Below are 17724 nucleotides of genomic sequence, written 5' to 3' on the forward strand. Positions count from 1 at the left end.
AGTCATGCGGGGTGGGCGGCCGTCAGCGGCGCGTCATGCGGGGCCGGAAGCTCCCGTCCCAGGCGTGCGAGCGGTGAGAAAGCCATCACCACCGGGGACAGCATCATGCCTGCGGCCGTCACCAGCAGGCCGGCCCGCAGCCCCCACGCCTCCGCGAGAAATCCGCCGACCAGCGAACCCAGCGGGGTCAGCCCCATACCGACAAACGTGATCGTCGCGGCCACGCGGCCCTGCATGCCATCCGGAGTGACGGCCTGCCGGACGGCCATGACCGTGACATTCACCAACTGGCCACCGGATCCGAACACGAAGCCGACCGCAAGGAGTGCGGGAACCGTCACCGCAGGGGGGCCGTGCAGCGCGGGCACACACAGGAACACTCCGTCGCCGAGTGCCGCCGCACACACGAGCACCGCACCATGACCGAACCGGCTCGGCAGGCGCGCGGCCAGCAGCGAGCCCAGCAGCGCACCCGGTCCCGCCGCCGCGAGCGCCAGCCCGACGACGGTGCCCGACAGGTGCAGTTCCCGCGGCAGGAAGAGCAGATAGACGGTCATCATGGCCGCGAAGGAGAACTGGAAGACGGCCGAGGCCAGGCACACGGCCCGAAGCGCGGTGTCGCGGGCGACGAAACGCAGGCCCTCATGAATCCGCCGCCGGACCCGAGGGGGGCGTTCCGGGCGCCCTGGGATCGATTCGGCTCGGTTCATCCGCCGGATCGACAGGAACGACAGCGCGAAGAACAGCGCGCTGGAGGCGGCAGCAACCGGCGCCGACAGCAGGGACACCAACGCACCGCCTATCGCGGGACCGCCCATCTGCGCCGCGGACCGGCTGCCCTCCAGCGCGCTGTTGCCTTGCACCAGTTGGTCGCGTTTCACCAGTCGTACCAGGGACGCCTGGTATGCCACGTCGAAGAACACGGACAGGGTCCCGACGGCGAAGGCGAGCGCAAGCAGGCCGGGCAGGCCGAGCCGGCCGAAGAGGCCGGCCACGGCGGCAGCGCCCAGGGCCGAGGCCCGACCGAAGTCCGTGAGCATCATCGTCGTGCGGGTCCGCCACCCGTCCACCCACGCGCCGACGAAGAGCGAGAGCAACAGGATCGGCGCCTGCCCCACCGCGCGAAGGGCGCCCAGCTCGCCGGAACCGGCGTTGAGCGTCAGGACGGCGAACAGCGGCAGAACCACCAGACTTGCCTGTTCACCGAGTTGGGAGACTGTCTGACCCATCCACAGCCTGCGGAAGTCGACGTTCCGCCACAGGCTTGACGGAGCAGGTCGACCGGCATCGGATACAGCGGAGGAAGCGAACGGCACGGGGATCCCTTGGGTTGCCGACAACGAGGCCGTCACCCGGCGTGCATCAGGGGCACCGAGGTTCAGGCAGGAAAGGGCTCGCTGTGCCGCAACATCAAGGGCAGCACGCGATGACAGGCCGATCACGGCCTACAACGTCAACGCGCGCTCGGAAAACCGACCATGTCTCAGCTCCTCGTGGCTGACTCGCTCCACCCGGAGCCTAGCCCTCTGCGGCCCGACGTGAAAGGCCGCTTCGCAGCGTCGCCTACGGGGCACTCCTCAGGGGGCGCAGTGCGGCGGCGCCGGCCCGTCGCACCGCGGACACCGGTGAGCCCACCCATCGCATGAGGTCGCGCGGCAGGCCGGTGTCGAGCTCGATGGTCACCCGGACGTATCGGGTGTACAGCTGGGTGACCTTGACGGGACGCGGTACGGCGGCATCGGGTCCGTGCTGCAATGCCGCTCGGTAGGTGTCCTTGCGCTGATTCATGCCGTGCCCTGTCGCTTGATGAGTTCGTCGGCGAGGTCCATGTACGCCGAGCCCTTCGCCCTGACCGGACTGCCGAAGGACTGGGCGTACAGGTCGAGCCGGGGAATGTGGGTGGACAACACGTCGAATCCCCGCTCGGTGAGAGCTTCCCGGGCGTCGGCGTCGGGACCGGTACGCGTGGCGTCGGGCCGATTCGTCCGGTTCAGCAGAACGGCGGCGCGGGCCGGCTCGAGGCGCAAGGACTGTACGTCGCCCATCTCGCGGCCGATGGGCGCCATGCGATCCAACTCGATGGGAGCCGGAGCCACCGGCAGGATCCACTCGCTTGCGTACCTCATGATGCTCCGGGAGATGTGCGCGTGGTCCTCCAGCTGTGGAGCGTCGAACACGACGGCCTGCCGGTCGCCCAGGAAGTCGTTCACGCGCCGGTGCACGTCGCCCACCGGAAGAGCGACCACAGGAAACGGGAAGCCACCCGCCAATTCGCTCCAGTGCAGTGCGGAGGACGCGGGGTCACTGTCGACCAGCAGCGGGGGAACACCCGACTCGTGAAGTGCGTGGGCCAACCAGACCGCGCTGATCGTCTTTCCCACTCCGGGCTTGAGGTTCACAAAGGCATAGCTCAGCGACACAGGACTCAACGTATGGTCACGAGCGGCTGCCGGCCGCAGGCGCGTGGAACATCATGCCCTCGTTCACCCCGTGGCGCCGACGAATCATTCGGATGGTCCAGACGCTTTCGCCGGGCACCACGGCCACCACGGGACACCCCCTGGTGTCCGGATCACGCCGGAGCGGCCGGGCCCTCGACGTCGCGCACCAAAGTGGGCGTGAACGTCACCGGCAGGCACTCGGGGCCGCGCAGGCCGCTTGGCCTCCACCGCAGTTCGCCCGCTGGCACGGCCAGGGCCAGACCGGGAAGGCGGCGCAGCGCGGTCCCGATGGCGACCTCACCCTCCAGACGGGCCAGCGGCGCGCCCAGGCAGTAGTGGATGCCATGCCCGAACGCCAGGTGGGCGTTGTCACGACGGGTGATGTCCAGACGGTCGGGGTCCGGGAACCGCGCCGGATCGCGGTCGGCGATGGCGGAGGCCACCAGCACGGTGGCGCCGCGCGGGATCGTCACGCCCGCGATCTCGACGTCCTCCCGAGCGAAGCGGGCGATGCCGGGGTTGACCGGTCCGTCGTGGCGCAGGAATTCCTCGATCGCGTCCGGCAGCAGCGCCGGCTGGTCCCGCAGCAGCTGTAGCTGGTCGGGGTGTGCCAGCAGTGCGGCGATGCCGCCGCCGATCAGGTTGACCGTGGTGATGTATCCCGCCACCAGCAGCAGGAACGCCATGGCGATCAGTTCGTCCTCGTCCAGCCGCTGCTCCTCGTCACGGGCGGTGATCAGAGCGCTGAGCAGGTCGTCTGCGGGGTGGGCGCGCTTGGCCCCCAGAAGCCCGGTCAGGTACGCGCGCATCTGCTGCCAGGCAGCGTCGACCACGGTCGGGTCGGGCGGCTCGGGTCCCCGCGGGATCATGTCGTCGGTCCACCGCTGGAAGTCGTGCCGGTCCGTCGTCGGCACCCCGAGCAGCTCGCTGATCACGGTGACCGGAAGCGGCAGCGCGAAGTCGGCGACGAGGTCCGCGTGGCCGGCCCGCACGATCGCGTCGAGCAGCGCGTCGGTGATGGCTTGGACGCGGGGCCGCAACTCGGCCACCCGGCGCGCGGTGAACGCCTTCGAGACCAGGCGGCGCAGCCGGGTGTGGTCGGGCGGGTCCGCCCGGAGCATGGTGCGCAGCATGGACTCGCGTTCCGTGGCGGGCAGCTGCTGCAGGAGCCGGCGGTCCGACGCGTCGCGGATGTCGCTGCCCAGACGCGGATCGCAGAGCGCGGCGACGCCGTCCTCGTAGCGCGTGACCAGCCAGGCCTCCAGGCCGCCGACGATGACCGCGCGCCTGACCGCACCCCCCTCGCGCAGTTGTCGGTAGAACGGGAACGGGTCTGCCACGAAGGCCGGGTCGGCATAGGGCAGGATGACCGGCTGCTCGCTCATTACGGGGCTCCCGAAGTGCGTCGACGTGCTTCACAGAACGTCTGGGGTGGCCAGGGACTGTATGGCGGATTCAGCGGACTTCGTTGATGTATGTCCCAGTATTGTGAGTTTGAGATCCACGGCGATGGGAGGGGTGCGATGGAGCGGACCACGTGCTGTGTGGTGGGCGGTGGCCCCGCCGGAATGGTCCTCGCCCTGCTGCTGGCCCGGTCCGGCGTGGAGGTCACCGTACTGGAGAAGCACGGCGACTTCCTGCGCGACTTCCGCGGCGACACGGTGCATCCCTCGACCCTGGCCCTGCTGGACGAGCTGGGCCTCGCCGAGCGGTTCGCCCGTCTGCCGCAACGGCGGGTGAGAACCGTACAGCTGCCGATCGGCCCGGACCGTTCCCTGGTCACCGTCGGAGACATCGGCGCACTGCGGGGCACGTACAACTACATCGCCATGGTGCCGCAGTGGGACCTGCTCAACCTTCTGGCGGAGGAGGCCCGGCGGCAGCCGTCCTTCTCCGTGCGGATGGGCACGGAGGCGACGTCCTTCCTGGTGGAGCGCACGGGTGCCCCACCTGGGCGACCGGGGTCGAGAGCTCCGGGGAGGGTGACCGGGGTGCGGTACCGGACGTCCGACGGCCGTACCGGTGAGCTGCGGGCCACCCTCACCGTCGCATGCGACGGCCGGGGATCGCTGGCCAGGTCACTGCCCGAACTGCGCCTGCGGGAGTTCCGCTGCCCGATGGACGCCTGGTGGTTCCGGCTGCCCCGGCGGGACGGCGACCCGCACGGGCTCGTGGGAGGAGTCGGCGACCGGTTCCTCACGGCCATGATCGACCGCGGGGACTACTGGCAGTGCGCCGTGCTGATCTCCAAGGGCTCCGACGGCCGGCGCCGGGCGGCCGGCCTCGAGCGGTTCACGGCCGACTTCACGGCCGCCGTTCCCTGGCTCGGCGACCGTGTGCACACGCTGCGGTCATGGGACCAGGTGAAGCTGCTCGACGTACGCCTCGACCGCCTCAGGCGCTGGCACCGCCCGGGTCTGCTGTGCATCGGCGACGCGGCGCACGCCATGTCGCCGGTCTTCGGCATCGGCATCAACCTCGCTGTGGAGGACGCCGTGGCCGCGGCGCGGTATCTCGTCGAGCCGCTGCGCGCGGGAACGGTCGGCCTGCGTGACGTACGCGCCGTGCAGCGCCGCCGTCGGCCCACCACGGCCGCGACACAAGCGCTGCAGCGGGCCGCCCACGCACGGGTCATCGAACCGCTGCTGGCGGGCCGCCCGCCGTTCGGCAACCCAGGACGGGCGGAGCGGTTGGCCGGGCTTCTCAGCACCTCGCGATGGCTGAAACGGGTGCCGGCGTACTTCCTCGCCTACGGCGCCGTGCGCGAGCGGCCGCCGGCTGCGGCGGTTCGCTGAGGGACGGAGAGCACGAGTGCGCCGTACCGTGACCCGCTCACGAAGACCATGCCGGGACCGGTGTCTGCGGCGGCGAGGACGTCGAGTCGGTGCCGCGACCGCACGCCCTGCCGTCCGCCCGCGGCCGGAGCATCGTGGTGGTTGGCCGGTGATCGGCGCAGGACACCAGCACAAGGCGTGCACGACGACGGAGCCCGACAAGCCACCCGGCCGGCTCGCTCCACGGCCGGCGGGCGTCCCCTTCGACACACTCGAACACGACACGCCCGAAGCGATCGTGATCACGGACTCGGTCGGGCGAGTGACACACGCGAGCGCCGGCGCGTCGGCGCTGGGGGGTGCGCCCCCGAGGAACTCATCGGCCGACCGCCGGCCGATGTGGTGACGGCCGACGAGACGACGGTGAGGCACCGCGACGGCAGGGTTCCGGACACACGGGGGCGTCTGTTCCCCCTGGGGCCGGACGAGCAGCCCGCCGGGTTCGTCCTGCCGGCACAGGGCAGGCCGGACAGCGGCGGGGAGGACGGAACCGCGGCCCTGGTGAAGTGGGCGTTCGACCAGCACCCCACCGCCTTCGTGATCTACGACCGCGAGGCCCGCATCCAGCACAACCGGCTCCATGGCACGGGCGGCGGTGCTTGGTGCCTTGATGCTGGCCGCCTTCACCTTCAACACCGCGGAGAACCTGCTGATCGGCCTCCTGCAGCTCATCTCCGAAAGCCTTCGGGTGTCTCTCTCAGCGGTCGGTCTCCTGGTCACCGGCTATGGCCTGACGGTGGCCGTCGCGTCCCTGACTTCGCGGGGTGTCCGCACGTCGAGGGGCGACGTCAGCCCCGAGCCGTCCGGGCTGCCGGCCGTCGGGCATCGGTGCAGCCACTGAAGCGGAGTCGCCGGAAAGGCCCCTCCACCAAGCAAGCCCTGGGCAACGGCAGCCCGGCGAGGACCCCGACCGTGAGGTCGAGGCCCTCGCCCTCGTATCGCTGGAGCAAGTGTCCGGGCAAGCCCTGCCTCTGAAACCGACGTGCGCCGAGGAACAGGGGGGTCGGCAGTGACCGGTCAGGTCAGGACGAGTTCCAGTACGGTGACCGACAGCGGCGGCACGGTGCTGGTGAAGGACGCTGCCGCGCCGGTCACGGTGCTGGTCCTGGGCACCAGCGTGTCGGGCGCCGTCAGCGTGTTGGTGGTGGTGCGGGAGGGGCCGGTCAGGACCGTCGCCCTGGCCTGCCTCCTGACCCCCTTGGCCAGCCCCTTCAGCTCGACCGGCACGTTCACCTTCTCCGTCCCGCAATTGACGACCGCGAGGTAGAGGCGGTTCCCGGAGCGGGTGGCCACGGTGGCGAGGCCGGGCAGTGCGCGTGCGGTGGCCGGCAGCACCGTGTTGCCGAGCCTGCTGGTCAGCATGTGCTGTGCCCAGTAGCTGGGCGACGCGTAGCTGGTGAGGTTGTCGTAGGCGATCAGGTTGGTGGCCCAGACGTTGTTCTTGACGTGCGAGAAGAGGGGCGCGTAGCACTCCATGAGCACTTGGTCCGAGTTCCGGATCAGCCCGGCCAGCCAAGCGGCGTCACCGAGTGCCGCATTGAGGTCGGGTGTGGGGCGGCCCTCCTGCGCGGCCCACTCTCCGACGAACACCTTCGTCGAACTGCGGTCCCGGTTGTCGTACTTGTGGGTGGAGGCCTGGGCGGCGGACGGCGCGAGGTAGTAGTGCTCGTCGATCAGGTCCGGCGTTCGGCTCGTCACGGTCGTCGTGGCGATCAGCTTCAGATGCGGGTACTTCGCCTTGATCGCGTCGTGGAACGCCGCGAACCGCTCGTTGTACGACCCGGAGGAGTCGAACCAGTCCTCGTTGCCGATCTCGACGTACTCCAGCGGGAACGGCTCGGGGTGTCCGTCGGCGGCACGTCGTGCACCCCAGGTGCTGGTGACGGGCCCGGTGACGTACTCGATCTCGTCGAGTGCGTCCTGGATGAACGGCTTGAGCGCGTCGCCGGTGACGTGTTCGCCCTTGAGCGAGTAGCCGGCGAACACGGCGAGGACCGGCTGGGCGTGCATGTCCTCGACCCATTCCAGGTATTCGAGGAGGCCGAGGCCGTCCGTGGACCAGTAGCCCCAGGCGTCGTCCAGGTGGCCGGGGCGCTCCCAGACCGGGCCGATGGTGTTCTTCCAGTTGAACCGTGTCGCGATGGTGTTGCCCTCGAGGAAGTTTCCGCCGGGGAAGCGCAGGAACTTCGGTTTCAGGGCGACCAGTTTCTCCATCAGATCGATGCGCAGGCCGTTGGGGCGGTTGTTGTAGGTGGGCGGGAAGAGGGACACGTGCTGGAGCCACAGAGTCTCGCCCGCGGCGGCGGGGTCGGCCGTGGTGACGGTCAGCCTCGCGTCACCCACCACGGGGGTGCGCGAACCGGTGCGCAGGGTCAACTCGAACGGGCGGTCGGGGAAGGCGGTGCCGATGTGGGGCACGTGGGCGGACGCGTACACGGTCGCGCCGTCCGGCGACTCGATGGCCACGGTGAGCGGGCCGATGCGTCGCGACGCCTTGGCGAACAGCCGGGCGGTGTAGGTGGTTCTGGGCCGCACGGGTATGCCCCAGAAGCCCTCGTTCTCGACGCCGGCCCGGTTTCGGGCTCCGGTGCTGCTCGGCAGCACCACCTTGAGGGACCGGTTGAGTGCGGCGTTGAGCGGGGTGGCGGTGTCGAGTGCGAGGGTCGCTGCGCCGACGGCGGACCAGTGGACGGGCGTGGTGTCACTGGCCATCATCGAGCGGTTCTGCACCAGTTCGGCGTAGATGCCACCCTCGCCGGAGTGGTTGATGTCCTCGAACATCAAGCCGGGGAGGATGGGGGACGCGGCGTGCGCGGGGTTGCCGACGTCCACGCTCAGCAGCGGCGTCGTGGTCTCCACGGGGACCCCGGCCAGCGCTGCGACCTGGTCGGAGGTGAGGACGGACGGGAACATCCATACGTCGTCGATCAGGCCGTGCCACTGGTCGACGTGCCCACCGCCGTAGAGCGCACGGCCGATGGCGGTGTCGCCGCTGCCGGCCCAGCCCGCGGTGTAGGCGGTCTCCCCCTCCAGCACGCCGTTGACGTAGAGGCGGATGACGCCGGCGGTCGGGTCGCTGACGCCGACCAGATGGGTCCAGGTGCTGGTGGTGGGCGCTGAAGCGGCGGCCGCCACCGCGGCACTCTGCGTGGCGTCCGAACCCAGCCGGGCGAAGGCGAAGGTGCCGGTGTCGTCGCGCAGCCCCAGGTAGAAGGAGCTGACGACCTTGCCGTCGATGCTGACAGCGGTCTGGTAGCCGCCGAGTTGAGCGAGGTTGACCCAGGCGCCCACCGAGAACGCCTTGGAGGTGTCGAGGGCCGGCCCGGACGCCGTGGCGTTGCCGCCTGCCGTGAGACTCAGGCTGTGGGTGCCGACCTTGCCGGTGTCCCAGCCGGCCGCGCCCTGGAGCGTCGCGGTGCGACCGTTGCCGGAGGAGTCGGCGGCCGAGGTGCCGGACCCTTCGTCGAAGGTCCAGCGGGCGGCTGCGGCGGGAAGCTGCGCGGCAGGGGCGCTTGCGGTGGTGCCGGTGAGTTCGGTGGCTCCGGCGGGAGCGGCGGCGGCGAAGGTCCCGGCGAGGGAGGCGGCGCCCAGGACGGTGAGGACGGTTCTGCGGGGCACTCCGGCTTCTGAAGGCATGCGGCTCATTCCTTTGTGGCAGACCGTTGCGTTGCGTACCGGCCGGAGCAGGGCAGCCTGCAGAAGCTGCCGGCCGACCTGGTTCGATATTCCGTACAGCGATCGGTACTTCGAGCAGCAGGGATCTTAAGGTGTCGGCGAGTCCCGTCAACACCCCTCGTACGGCAATGCTTCTCCAGGCACAGGAAGCTCACCGGTCAGAGGTTCAGCAGGTGTCCGGCTGCACAGGTGAACTTCACGGCGCCTTCCGAGGCATCGTTCGCCGTGGTCGGATCGTCGGCGAGGCGTCTACCCGGTCCGGCCTGCACAGCGCACCCAACACCGCCTCACCTCGCCATCGCGGCAAGAGCCTTGGAGACCGACCGGGCAGGGGCGGACGCCTTCCTGCCCGGTTCGGACCGCCCCATCAAGCCCGTCGCGCCATGTCCGACAGGCCGGCCAGTGCCCGTGCCGCGATCTCCTCGACCTGCCCGACGGCCTGGACCGTCAGCATGAGTTCCCACCGTGTCGAGGCAGCGCTGAGCGTCCCGCCCGAGTGGGGTCCGGCGGGTGGCGTGGTCCCGGAGTCGGCCTCGGTCGGCGACTGAGGCCGAGGACGAGCAGTCCACGTCCTCCGTACGCCTGCGGCACAACCGGGCCCGCGGTCGGGGAGGCGGCGCCCTTACTCCCCGAGCACCAGCCGCTCCAGCGCCGCCCGTGCCCGCGCGTCGGACTGTGCGCGGGCCGCGACCGCGATCGCCAGCTCCCGTACCCACTCGTCGAGCGCGACCGGGCGCCGCGAGAGCACCACGCCGCGGACCTCCTTGCAGACCTCGCCCTTGGGATGCGTGCCCGCCAGGTCGAGCACGAGACGCTGCTCGCCGAGGAAGACCTCGACCCGTTCGACGCGGCCCTCGCGCCCCGCGAGCCGGTCGGCCATGCTCCTTTTGCGCTCGACGGCGACGGCACCCGGCGGCAGCGCCTCCGAAAGTGTCCCGGTGAGCACCTGGGCGTAGACCTCCAGGTCGGCGGCGTCCCTGCGGAGCGCGGCCGTCAGCAGGTCGAGGGAATCCGATTCCCCGCCGGGCTCGAACGGGACGGGGTGGTGTGGGGAGGTCATCGCGGGGCCTCTCGTGGTGTGCGGTTGATCCGGGTCTGCTGGGCCGGGCGCTCAGCCGTCCAGGCTGAGAACCATCGTCGGGCGCTCGATGACGTGGTCCTCGCGCAGTGGCCGCACGGCCGTGCCGATCGCGAAGAACTCGGTGGTGTGACCGCCCCAGCGGTGGTTGTGCGCATTGAGCTGCACGCCGACGACGCCCTCCGCCTGCAGTTCCTCCGCCTCGTGCTGCATACGCGCCATCGCCAGCTCCCGCGCGTCGTACAGCGCCTGCGTGAACTGCTCGATCTCCACGTTCTTGCCGAGGTTGGAGAACATCTGCCCCATCCGCTGGTGCGCGATGTGGTAGACACAGGTACCCATCACCATGCCCAGCGGTGCGTAGCCGGCGCGGATGAGCGTCCAGAAGTCCTGGCCGTTGAGGTCGGAGGTGAACGGCTGGCCCTTGAGGTTGCGCCAGCTGCCGCCGTTCCCGCCCGGTGCCGGGTGCTCGGCCTTGACGGCGGTACCGACCGCGATGAACTCCGCGATGTCACTGCCGAATTCACGGGCCTCGACGCTGAGCCGCACGCCGACGATGCCGTCGGCGCCCAGCTGGGCCGCCTCCGCCTCCATGCGGGTCATCGCCAGCTCACGGGCGTGGTACATCGCCTGGCTGAGCGTCGTCAGCTCCTGGTTCTTGCCCCAGCGTCCCAGCTGGATGCCCACGTGGTAGATCGAGCTGCCCAGTACGAGGCCGATGGGCCGGAATCCCGCCTCGCGCACCAGCAGGAACTCATTGACCGACAGGTCGCTGGTGAAGATGGAACCCGGCCTGCCCGGCTGCAGCTCGGCGAGCCGCCGCATGGCGTCGGCCGGCACGCCCTGGGCGGAGATGCCGTCGGGACTGCCGTCGGCGGGGTTGAAGACGGTCATGAACGGGTTCCCCTCATCGCATGTCGGTGGCGGTGCGGCGGGTGCTCCGCCGGCGTCGTTCCGGGTCGAGCGGCATCACGGTGAGTGTGCGGGGCGGCTCTTCGCGTGCCGTGAAGCGGGCGACGGTGGTACCCAGCAGCGTCGCCTCGGCCACGTGGTCCTTCTGGTCGTCGTTGCTTCTGCGCAGGCACGACTCGCCCCAGATGCGCAGGCGACCCGCGGAGAGGATCACGCCGTCGCCGCCCCGCCGCCCCGTCTGCGCCCCCAGATGCGCACGGGCGTCGGAGCGCACCGCCTGCACTAGCTCGGTCCAGCCGCTGACCTCGGTGTTGTTCCACGAGCGCGTCTGTGCGCGGGTGCGGTAGTCGTCGTGGCGCACGCCGATGGACATCCCGTACAGCAGCTCCACCGGGACCCATCCTGCGGTCACCAGCTTCGCGAACGCCCGGCCGTCGAGGTGGCAGGTGAACGGCTGCGGTGCCCGTACCGTTCCGGCCGCGCGCACCGCGGTCCCGATCACCTTGAACTCGAGGCAGTTGGGCTGCGCCACGAAGGGCGCGACGGTCAGCTGTGCCGCGACGACGCCATCGCCGCCGAGGGACGAGCACTCCGCGATCATCCGCTCGAGGGCCGAGCGACGCGCCTGGTCGAGCACCTCGACGAGCCCGGCGGACGGGGCGCCGCGCCCGGAGAGGGTTATGGGCGCCGGGGCGGTGCTGAAGACGGACTGCATGCCCCCGTAAAGGCAGTCGTGATAGCCCCAGTACCGGCCGCTGCGGCCCACGTGGTAGACGGCCGAGCCCATCACCTGGCCCACCGGCTCGAACCCCACGGCGCGCAGTGCGGCGAACTCACCGGTGGACAGCGCCGAGGACCACGTGCCGCTGCTCCGCACCTCCGCGATGCGCGCGGCTGCCTCCGGGGGCAGCCCAGCCCCCGTCCATTCCCCGCTCATGGACACCAACTTCCCGCCCCGTGCCCTGCCCAGGGGCATAGCGGGTCGAGTCTACGCCCGGCCGCCGGGGGGAACCGCGGTAGGTCCGCGTCGGACTGCCGAGGGACCGGCAGACGGTTGCGCCCCGGCCGGCCGGGGTCGGCCGGCGCGCTGTTGCGCCGGCCGTTCGCCGGTGCTCAGGCTGTAGGTGACGGCCCCGGCACACGTTCAGGCGCACCGGCGTGCGAGCGCCCGCTCACCGATCCGTGACCTCCCCTCGCACCGGCGCCAGGGCGGACAGCACCGCATCCCCGTCCTCCGGACGGCCGACCGTCAGCCGTACCCCCTGCCCGGCCCAGTGACGGACCTGGATCCGGGCGGTGTCGAGCGTGTGCGCCGCATGGTCGGTGCCGGAACCGGGTCCGGCGGGGAGCCAGAGGAAATTGGCCTGGCTGGGCAGGACGGGCAGCCCGTACCTCGTGAGCCGGCGGTGCAGGCGTTCCCGTTCGCCGATGACGGCGTCCACGCGTGCGGCGAGTTCCTGGCCGGCCTCCACCGTGGCCTCCACCGCGGCGGCGGCCACGGCGTTGATGCCGTAGGGCAGTTGCTGCTTGCGTACGCGTGCCACCAGACGGGGATCGCCCAGGCCGTAGCCCACCCGCAGGGCGGCCAGTCCGTAGGCCTTGGAGAAGGTCCGCAGCACCAGGAGGTTCGGCCGGCCGGCGAGCAGGGGGAGACTGTCGGGGGCCGCGGGGTGGCGCACGAACTCGATGTACGCCTCGTCCAGCAGCACGGTGACATGCTCCGGTACGCGGGCGAGGAACTCCGCGAGCTCGGGCGCGGTGACGAGGCTGCCCGTCGGGTTGTGCGGATTGCAGACCACCACGACGCCGGTGGTCACGTCGATCGCCCCGGCCAGGGCGGCCAGGTTCTGTCGCCCGTCGGGCAGCAGTGGCACGGGAACCGGCTCGGCGCCCGCCATGGTGGCCAGCATCGGATAGGCGTCGAACCCCGGCCAGGCGTACACCATGCGGTCTCCCGGCCGGATCACGGCCCGGAGGAGTTGGAGCGCCACGCCCACCGAGCCGCTGCCGACCGCGACGGCGTCGCCGTCAACACCGCACCAGCCGGCGATCCGCCGGGCCAGTCGGTCGGGGTGGAACGGTGGGTACCGGTGGGCCCGGTCGGCGGTGTCCCGGATCGCCTTCCAGACGGACGGCAGCGGCGGGTACGGGCTCTCGTTGAGTCCCAGGAGGCGCGGGGAGGGGGACACCGCGGTCACCATCCCTGCCCCCAGCGGATCGCGGCGGCCCCGGCGTAGTCCCCGGCGTGGGCGAATCCGGCCAGCACCACCAGGTCGCCCTCCCGGATCCGCCGGGAGCGGATCGCGTCGTCGAGTGTGATGGGCATCGCCGCGCCGAAGAGGTTGCCGTACCGGTCGAAGGTGTCGGGGTGGCGCTCGGCGGGCAGGCCCAGGGCGTCACGCCAGTTGCGCAAGAAGGTGCGGTTGGGCTGGTTGGTGATCAGGTGGTCGATGTCGGTGGTCTTCCTTCCCAGGCGACGGATCAGGTCTCGCGCGACCTGCGGCACCAGGCGGTTGCCCCGCTGAAGCACGTGGGTGACTCCGGTCTCGGTGAACCCGATGTGGACCTGGGCTTCGCCTGCCTCCCAGTACTTGCGCCCGTCGTCACGCACCATGGTCATGTCGCCGGCATGGGCGGCGATGTGCCGGCTCTCGATCCCGAGGACAGGGGCGTGTGCGGAGGTTGTCACGTAGCCGACTCCGCATCCGTCCCCCGGGATGGCGGCCTGGGACAGACCGCGCACCTGTGACTGGGTGAACAACTGGCCCGCGGCGCTCTGGGCATTGCAGATCAGGGCCGTGCGGGCGTCGCCGTGGAGCAGGATCTGCCGGGCGAGGTCGAGCATGTGCACGAAGGAGGCACAGCCGGCGTTGGCCACGTCGATCAGCCACCGGGGCGTCAGACCCAGTCGGCGCGCCACTTCGGTGCCGGCGCCCACGAAGGGCTGGTCCGGTAGTTGGCTGTGCACGAGCAGGACGTCGACGCGGCGGATCGCCGCGCGGCCGTGCCGTTCGATCAGCGGCTGGACGGCACGCTCGACCATGTCCGCGTTGGTCTCGTCGGGCGCCACGTGGTGGCGTGCCGGGGGCACCTTGAACATGGGGCTGTCGCGCAGCTTGTCCTCCGCCGCCGGGTGCTCGGTGAAGAAGGCGGCGGGTACGGGCTCGCCGGGGAGGTAGGTGGAGACGTCGGTCAGGCTCACTGACGTCATCGGGCCACCCGCTTGGCCGGGGAGGTGCTGACGGGAAGACCGTTGCGGTGCCGGTGCTCGAGAATCGCCTTGAGGTTGCGCATTTCGAGGGTGTGACCGGCGTAGAACAGGTCCCAGTACTCGCCCACCCAGCGCCGGTCGGGGTGTGGCGCCAGGTCCGGGTGGGGATTGCGCCGGTAGTACGGGTGACGGCAGTTGGTCCAGGTGATCACCGATCCGGGGCGGCCGAGGACGAGGGCGGCCGGAACCACCCTCATCAGGTAGACCATCCACAGCGCGTCGCCCTGGTCCCAGGCACAGTGGTAGTCGACGGTCATCGCACCGGGGTGCGCCTCGGTCCGGCAGTAGATCCGGGTGCCTTTCTCCAGCAGGTCGTGGCCCACCCACAGCCCCGGTGCGCCCGCGGGCTCGAACCCCCGCAGGCTGCACGTCCACTCCTCCAGATGGTGGCCGCGGCTGAGATATTCGTACGTCGCCTCCGGCGGGCAGTCGACGTACTCCTGGATGGTGCAGTACTCGCCGTAGACCTGCTGGTGCGGGTAGGCGTCCGAGGTCATCTCCAGGCAGCGGGCGGCCAGTTCCTCGGGGCCGGTGTTCTCCACCCGCACGAGGCCCGGGATGTCAGCCAACGTGGATCGGTCGGTCATGGGTGTGTGTCTCCTCGTCGTGGATCGGCCGGTGTCCGGGCGCGACGGCGGCGCCCCGACCGGCTGCGGAGGTGGTCAGGAAGGGCTGGAACGGTGGTGTCTCGCGGTGGTCCAGGTCCATGGCGACCAGGGCCGGCCCACCGCCGTCGTTGCTGTGCAGCAACGCGGACCGCAACTGTGCGGGATTGCCGGCCGAGGCGACGCGCAGCCTGGGGAACATCGCCGACGCGCCGGCTGCTATGCGCGACGGGTGGAAGACGTTCTCGCGGCGGGCGCCGCCTTGGAAGAGCTCCTCGCGCGTGACGCACATGGCGTGCGCGTTGTTGTTGAGGACGACGAAGGTGACCGGCGCGTCGTACTCGACGGCGGTGTGCATCTCCATACCGTGCATGAAGAACGCCCCGTCACCGGCCACCACATAGGTCCGCCGGCCCGTGGCCAACGCGGCGCCGATCCCGGCGCCGAAGGTGTAGCCCATGCCTCCCATGCCCACCGCCACGACGAAGCGGCCGTCGCGGGGGGCCGGCAGAGCGTGGATGGCGGCGGCCCCCACGTTGCCGGCGTCCACGAAGACATGCGCGTCCTGTGGCAGCGCCTCGGCGATCGCGCCGACCGCTGAGGTGTAGCCGGGGGCCGCACCGGAGTCCGCAGCGGGGCCGAGGAGGGACGGCGGGTGATGGGCCGGGCAGGCCTCTGGCCGCGGTGGCAGACGGCGCCCCAGCGTCCGCAGAGTGTCGGCCACCGGCCCGAGCAGAGGGACTCCCGGCACGAAGGGCGGCTCCGGATCGACGCAGACCACGGGCATCCCGGTGAGCAGCGACTCCAGTCCGCCCCGCGCCAGGACGGGAAGGCGCGTGCCCACCAGCAGGCAGGCGTCGGCCCGGCGCAGGCAGTCCTCGACCTCGGGATGGCCCATCACCCCCGCCACGCCCACGAACCGGGGACTGCGGTTGTCGTAGACATCCTTGGCGTCCGGCGACACGGCAACGCAGGCGCCGAGGTGCCGCACCAGGCCGGCCAGTTCCTCGCGCGCCCTCGTCCCGGCCGCACCTTCCCCGGCGATCACCATGACGTGGGAGGCTTGCGCCAGCACACCGACCGCCTCGGCCAGGCAGGCGGGATCCGGCCGTGGGGCGGCGGGCGCGTGCGGCGCCCCTGCCGTCTGCGCCGCCCTGCCCGCTCCTCTCACGGCGTGGGGCACCTCCAGGTGTCCTTGCTGGGCGTCCTTGGGCAGGATCAGCACGGCGGGGCCCCGGGGCTCGGTCTGTGCCACGGTGATCGCGCGGGCCAGCAGCCCGGGGATCGCGTCCGGTTCGGTCACTCGGGCGCAGAAGCGTGAGACGGGTGCGAAGACGTCCAGCGCGTCGAAGGAGCCCCCCTTGCCGCTGGAGTCCTGGAAGGCGCCCCGGCCTTCCTGAAAGGTGGGTGGCTGTCCCACCAGGGCCAGGACCGGGATGCGTGAGGCGTGGGCCTCCGCCAGTCCCGGTACCAGATTCATCGCACCGCCCCCCGACGTGGCCGCGACGACGCCGAGACGCCCGGTGGCCCGGGCGTACCCGTCCGCCATCGTGACCGCGGAGAACTCGTGTTTGGCCACGACACCGCGGATGCGACCGGGGGCACGGTGCACCGCCTCGTACAAGTCCTCGATGTTGGCCCCACCCACACCGAACACGTACCGGACACCGGCCCGTTCCAGTTCGGCGGCGACGTAGTCCACCAGACGCATCCGGCAGGTCATGCGGACCTCCGTTCCGCCCATGCCTGCTCGATGGTCGGGCCGGAGTGCGTCCGCAGCTGGAAGTGGTGCCGGTACTGTGCCGGGGTGAGACCGACGACGGCGGCGAAGGCGCGCAGGAACGTCTCGATCGCGGTGAACCCGCAGCGGCTCGCGATCTGGCGCACCGACAGATCGGTCGCCTCCAGGAGTTGACGGGCCCGGGCGATACGTAATCGCCGCACGTACTGGCCCGGCGTCATCCCCACCGCCTGCGCGAAGACGCGGGCGAAATGACGTGGACTCATGTTCGCGCGTTCGGCGAGTTCGGGCACCGTCAGCGTGCGATGGAGGTTCTCCTGGATCCAGTCCTGAACGGACCGGATCGGCTCCTGATCGGTCAGCTGTGTGTCGAGAACCATGCTGAACTGGGTCTGGCCGCCGGGCCGTTTGAAGTACAGCACCAGGAACTTCGCCACCTCCAGGGCGCACGCCGCTCCGAGGTCGTCCTCCACCAGGGCCAGGGCCATGTCGATACCGGTGGACACCCCCGCGGAGGTGATGTACGGGCCGTCCCGGACGTAGATCGGCTCGGCATCCACCGTCACCTCGGGGTAGCGACGCGCCATCTGCTCCCCGAAGGCCCAGTGTGTGGTGGCCCGTCGTCCGTCGAGGAGACCGGCCTCCGCCAGCAGGAACGCCCCGCCGCACACGGAGGCCACGCGTCGGGACCGTGCCGCGGCCCGCCTGATCCACGCGACGAAGGACGTGTCCGTCAACGCCTCTTTGAGGCCCGGTCCACCGGGCACGACGAGGGTGTCGATCGCCCCCTCCGCCGCCTCCAGGGGATCGGCCTGCACGACGAGTCCCGTCGACGTGGCCACTGACGGGGAATCAGGGGAAACGCACCGCAGACGGTAGGCGCTTCCGTGCTCGGCCATGAGCCGGTTCACCGTGTCGAAGACTTCGAGCGGTCCGCTCACGTCCAGGGTCTGGGCACCGGGGTAGACCACGATAACAACACGTCGTTGTCTCATGGTGACAGCCTGTTCCCGGCGGAGGACCGTCCACAATGACAGGCAGTTGACGATTCCTGCCACGCGCCGGGCTCACTGCGCTGACCGGGCAAAAGACTTTCAGGCGAGCGCAGGGTGAAACAGATCACGAAAGCTGCGACGCAACGGCCGCAGCGGCAGCGCGGGCGCGGAT

Annotated in this window: 14 protein-coding genes and 1 pseudogene; 2 read left to right on the forward strand and 13 right to left on the reverse strand. The window is 70.8% G+C overall.

Translation table 11 applies throughout. The features are described 5' to 3' along the window. Positions 1-2: 2 nt before the first annotated feature. From ACFYZJ_RS27370 to ACFYZJ_RS27385, 4 genes are all read right to left on the reverse strand, one after another. Positions 3-1316 carry an MFS transporter gene (locus tag ACFYZJ_RS27370; RefSeq protein ID WP_388572471.1) on the reverse strand — a complete coding sequence of 438 codons (1314 nt, stop codon included), beginning with the start codon at positions 1314-1316 and terminating at the stop codon, positions 3-5. A 247-nt stretch (positions 1317-1563) separates the two neighbouring features. Next, entirely contained in the window at positions 1564-1788 is a 225-nt protein-coding gene (locus ACFYZJ_RS27375) for a hypothetical protein (protein WP_388572193.1), read from the reverse strand. Then, positions 1785-2420 (reverse strand): hypothetical protein, encoded by a 636-nt coding sequence (locus ACFYZJ_RS27380; protein WP_388572195.1) that lies wholly within the window; start codon positions 2418-2420, stop codon positions 1785-1787. Before ACFYZJ_RS27380 ends, ACFYZJ_RS27375 begins: the two co-directional genes overlap by 4 nt. 152 nt (positions 2421-2572) lie before the next feature. Next, entirely contained in the window at positions 2573-3826 is a 1254-nt protein-coding gene (locus ACFYZJ_RS27385) for a cytochrome P450 (protein ID WP_388572197.1), read from the reverse strand. A 138-nt stretch (positions 3827-3964) separates the two neighbouring features. On the opposite strand from ACFYZJ_RS27385, the gene ACFYZJ_RS27390 reads away from it, so the two are divergent. Both ACFYZJ_RS27390 and ACFYZJ_RS27395 read left to right on the forward strand, forming a co-directional pair. Next, the gene (locus ACFYZJ_RS27390; RefSeq protein ID WP_388572199.1) at positions 3965-5236 is read left to right on the forward strand and encodes an FAD-dependent oxidoreductase; all 1272 of its coding nucleotides are present in this window, start codon (positions 3965-3967) and stop codon (positions 5234-5236) included. A 545-nt stretch (positions 5237-5781) separates the two neighbouring features. Then, a pseudogene (locus tag ACFYZJ_RS27395) lies at positions 5782-6029 on the forward strand (hypothetical protein); the annotation flags it as partial. A gap of 263 nt (positions 6030-6292) precedes the next feature. Here the strand turns inward: ACFYZJ_RS27395 and ACFYZJ_RS27400 are convergent. The 9 genes from ACFYZJ_RS27400 to ACFYZJ_RS27440 form a co-directional block, all read right to left on the reverse strand. Further along, positions 6293-8911: a LamG-like jellyroll fold domain-containing protein gene (locus tag ACFYZJ_RS27400; RefSeq protein ID WP_388572201.1), complete on the reverse strand. Its 2619-nt coding sequence runs from the start codon at positions 8909-8911 to the stop codon at positions 6293-6295. A gap of 661 nt (positions 8912-9572) precedes the next feature. Further along, positions 9573-10010, reverse strand: coding sequence for a hypothetical protein (locus ACFYZJ_RS27405; protein WP_388572203.1), 438 nt, complete (start codon positions 10008-10010; stop codon positions 9573-9575). Between the two features lie 51 nt (positions 10011-10061). Then, the gene (locus tag ACFYZJ_RS27410) at positions 10062-10922 is read right to left on the reverse strand and encodes a heavy metal-binding domain-containing protein (RefSeq protein WP_388572204.1); all 861 of its coding nucleotides are present in this window, start codon (positions 10920-10922) and stop codon (positions 10062-10064) included. A gap of 13 nt (positions 10923-10935) precedes the next feature. Beyond that, the gene (locus ACFYZJ_RS27415; protein ID WP_388572206.1) at positions 10936-11877 is read right to left on the reverse strand and encodes a heavy metal-binding domain-containing protein; all 942 of its coding nucleotides are present in this window, start codon (positions 11875-11877) and stop codon (positions 10936-10938) included. A 235-nt stretch (positions 11878-12112) separates the two neighbouring features. Next, on the reverse strand, positions 12113-13129 hold the full coding sequence (locus tag ACFYZJ_RS27420; RefSeq protein WP_388572208.1) for an aminotransferase class I/II-fold pyridoxal phosphate-dependent enzyme: 1017 nt from the start codon (positions 13127-13129) through the stop codon (positions 12113-12115). Between the two features lie 5 nt (positions 13130-13134). Next, positions 13135-14151 carry a 3-oxoacyl-ACP synthase III family protein gene (locus tag ACFYZJ_RS27425; RefSeq protein ID WP_388572210.1) on the reverse strand — a complete coding sequence of 339 codons (1017 nt, stop codon included), beginning with the start codon at positions 14149-14151 and terminating at the stop codon, positions 13135-13137. Beyond that, a complete protein-coding gene (locus ACFYZJ_RS27430) occupies positions 14148-14798 on the reverse strand; it encodes an SRPBCC family protein (RefSeq protein WP_388572212.1) in 651 nt (216 codons plus the stop codon). Before ACFYZJ_RS27430 ends, ACFYZJ_RS27425 begins: the two co-directional genes overlap by 4 nt. After that, the gene (locus ACFYZJ_RS27435) at positions 14773-16560 is read right to left on the reverse strand and encodes a thiamine pyrophosphate-binding protein (RefSeq protein WP_388572214.1); all 1788 of its coding nucleotides are present in this window, start codon (positions 16558-16560) and stop codon (positions 14773-14775) included. Before ACFYZJ_RS27435 ends, ACFYZJ_RS27430 begins: the two co-directional genes overlap by 26 nt. Next, on the reverse strand, positions 16536-17552 hold the full coding sequence (locus ACFYZJ_RS27440; protein ID WP_388572216.1) for a GlxA family transcriptional regulator: 1017 nt from the start codon (positions 17550-17552) through the stop codon (positions 16536-16538). The genes ACFYZJ_RS27435 and ACFYZJ_RS27440 overlap by 25 nt, the downstream gene beginning before the upstream one ends. Positions 17553-17724 lie beyond the last annotated feature (172 nt).

The organism is Streptomyces sp. NPDC001848 (assembly GCF_042891915.1).
Taxonomy (GTDB): domain Bacteria; phylum Actinomycetota; class Actinomycetes; order Streptomycetales; family Streptomycetaceae; genus Streptomyces.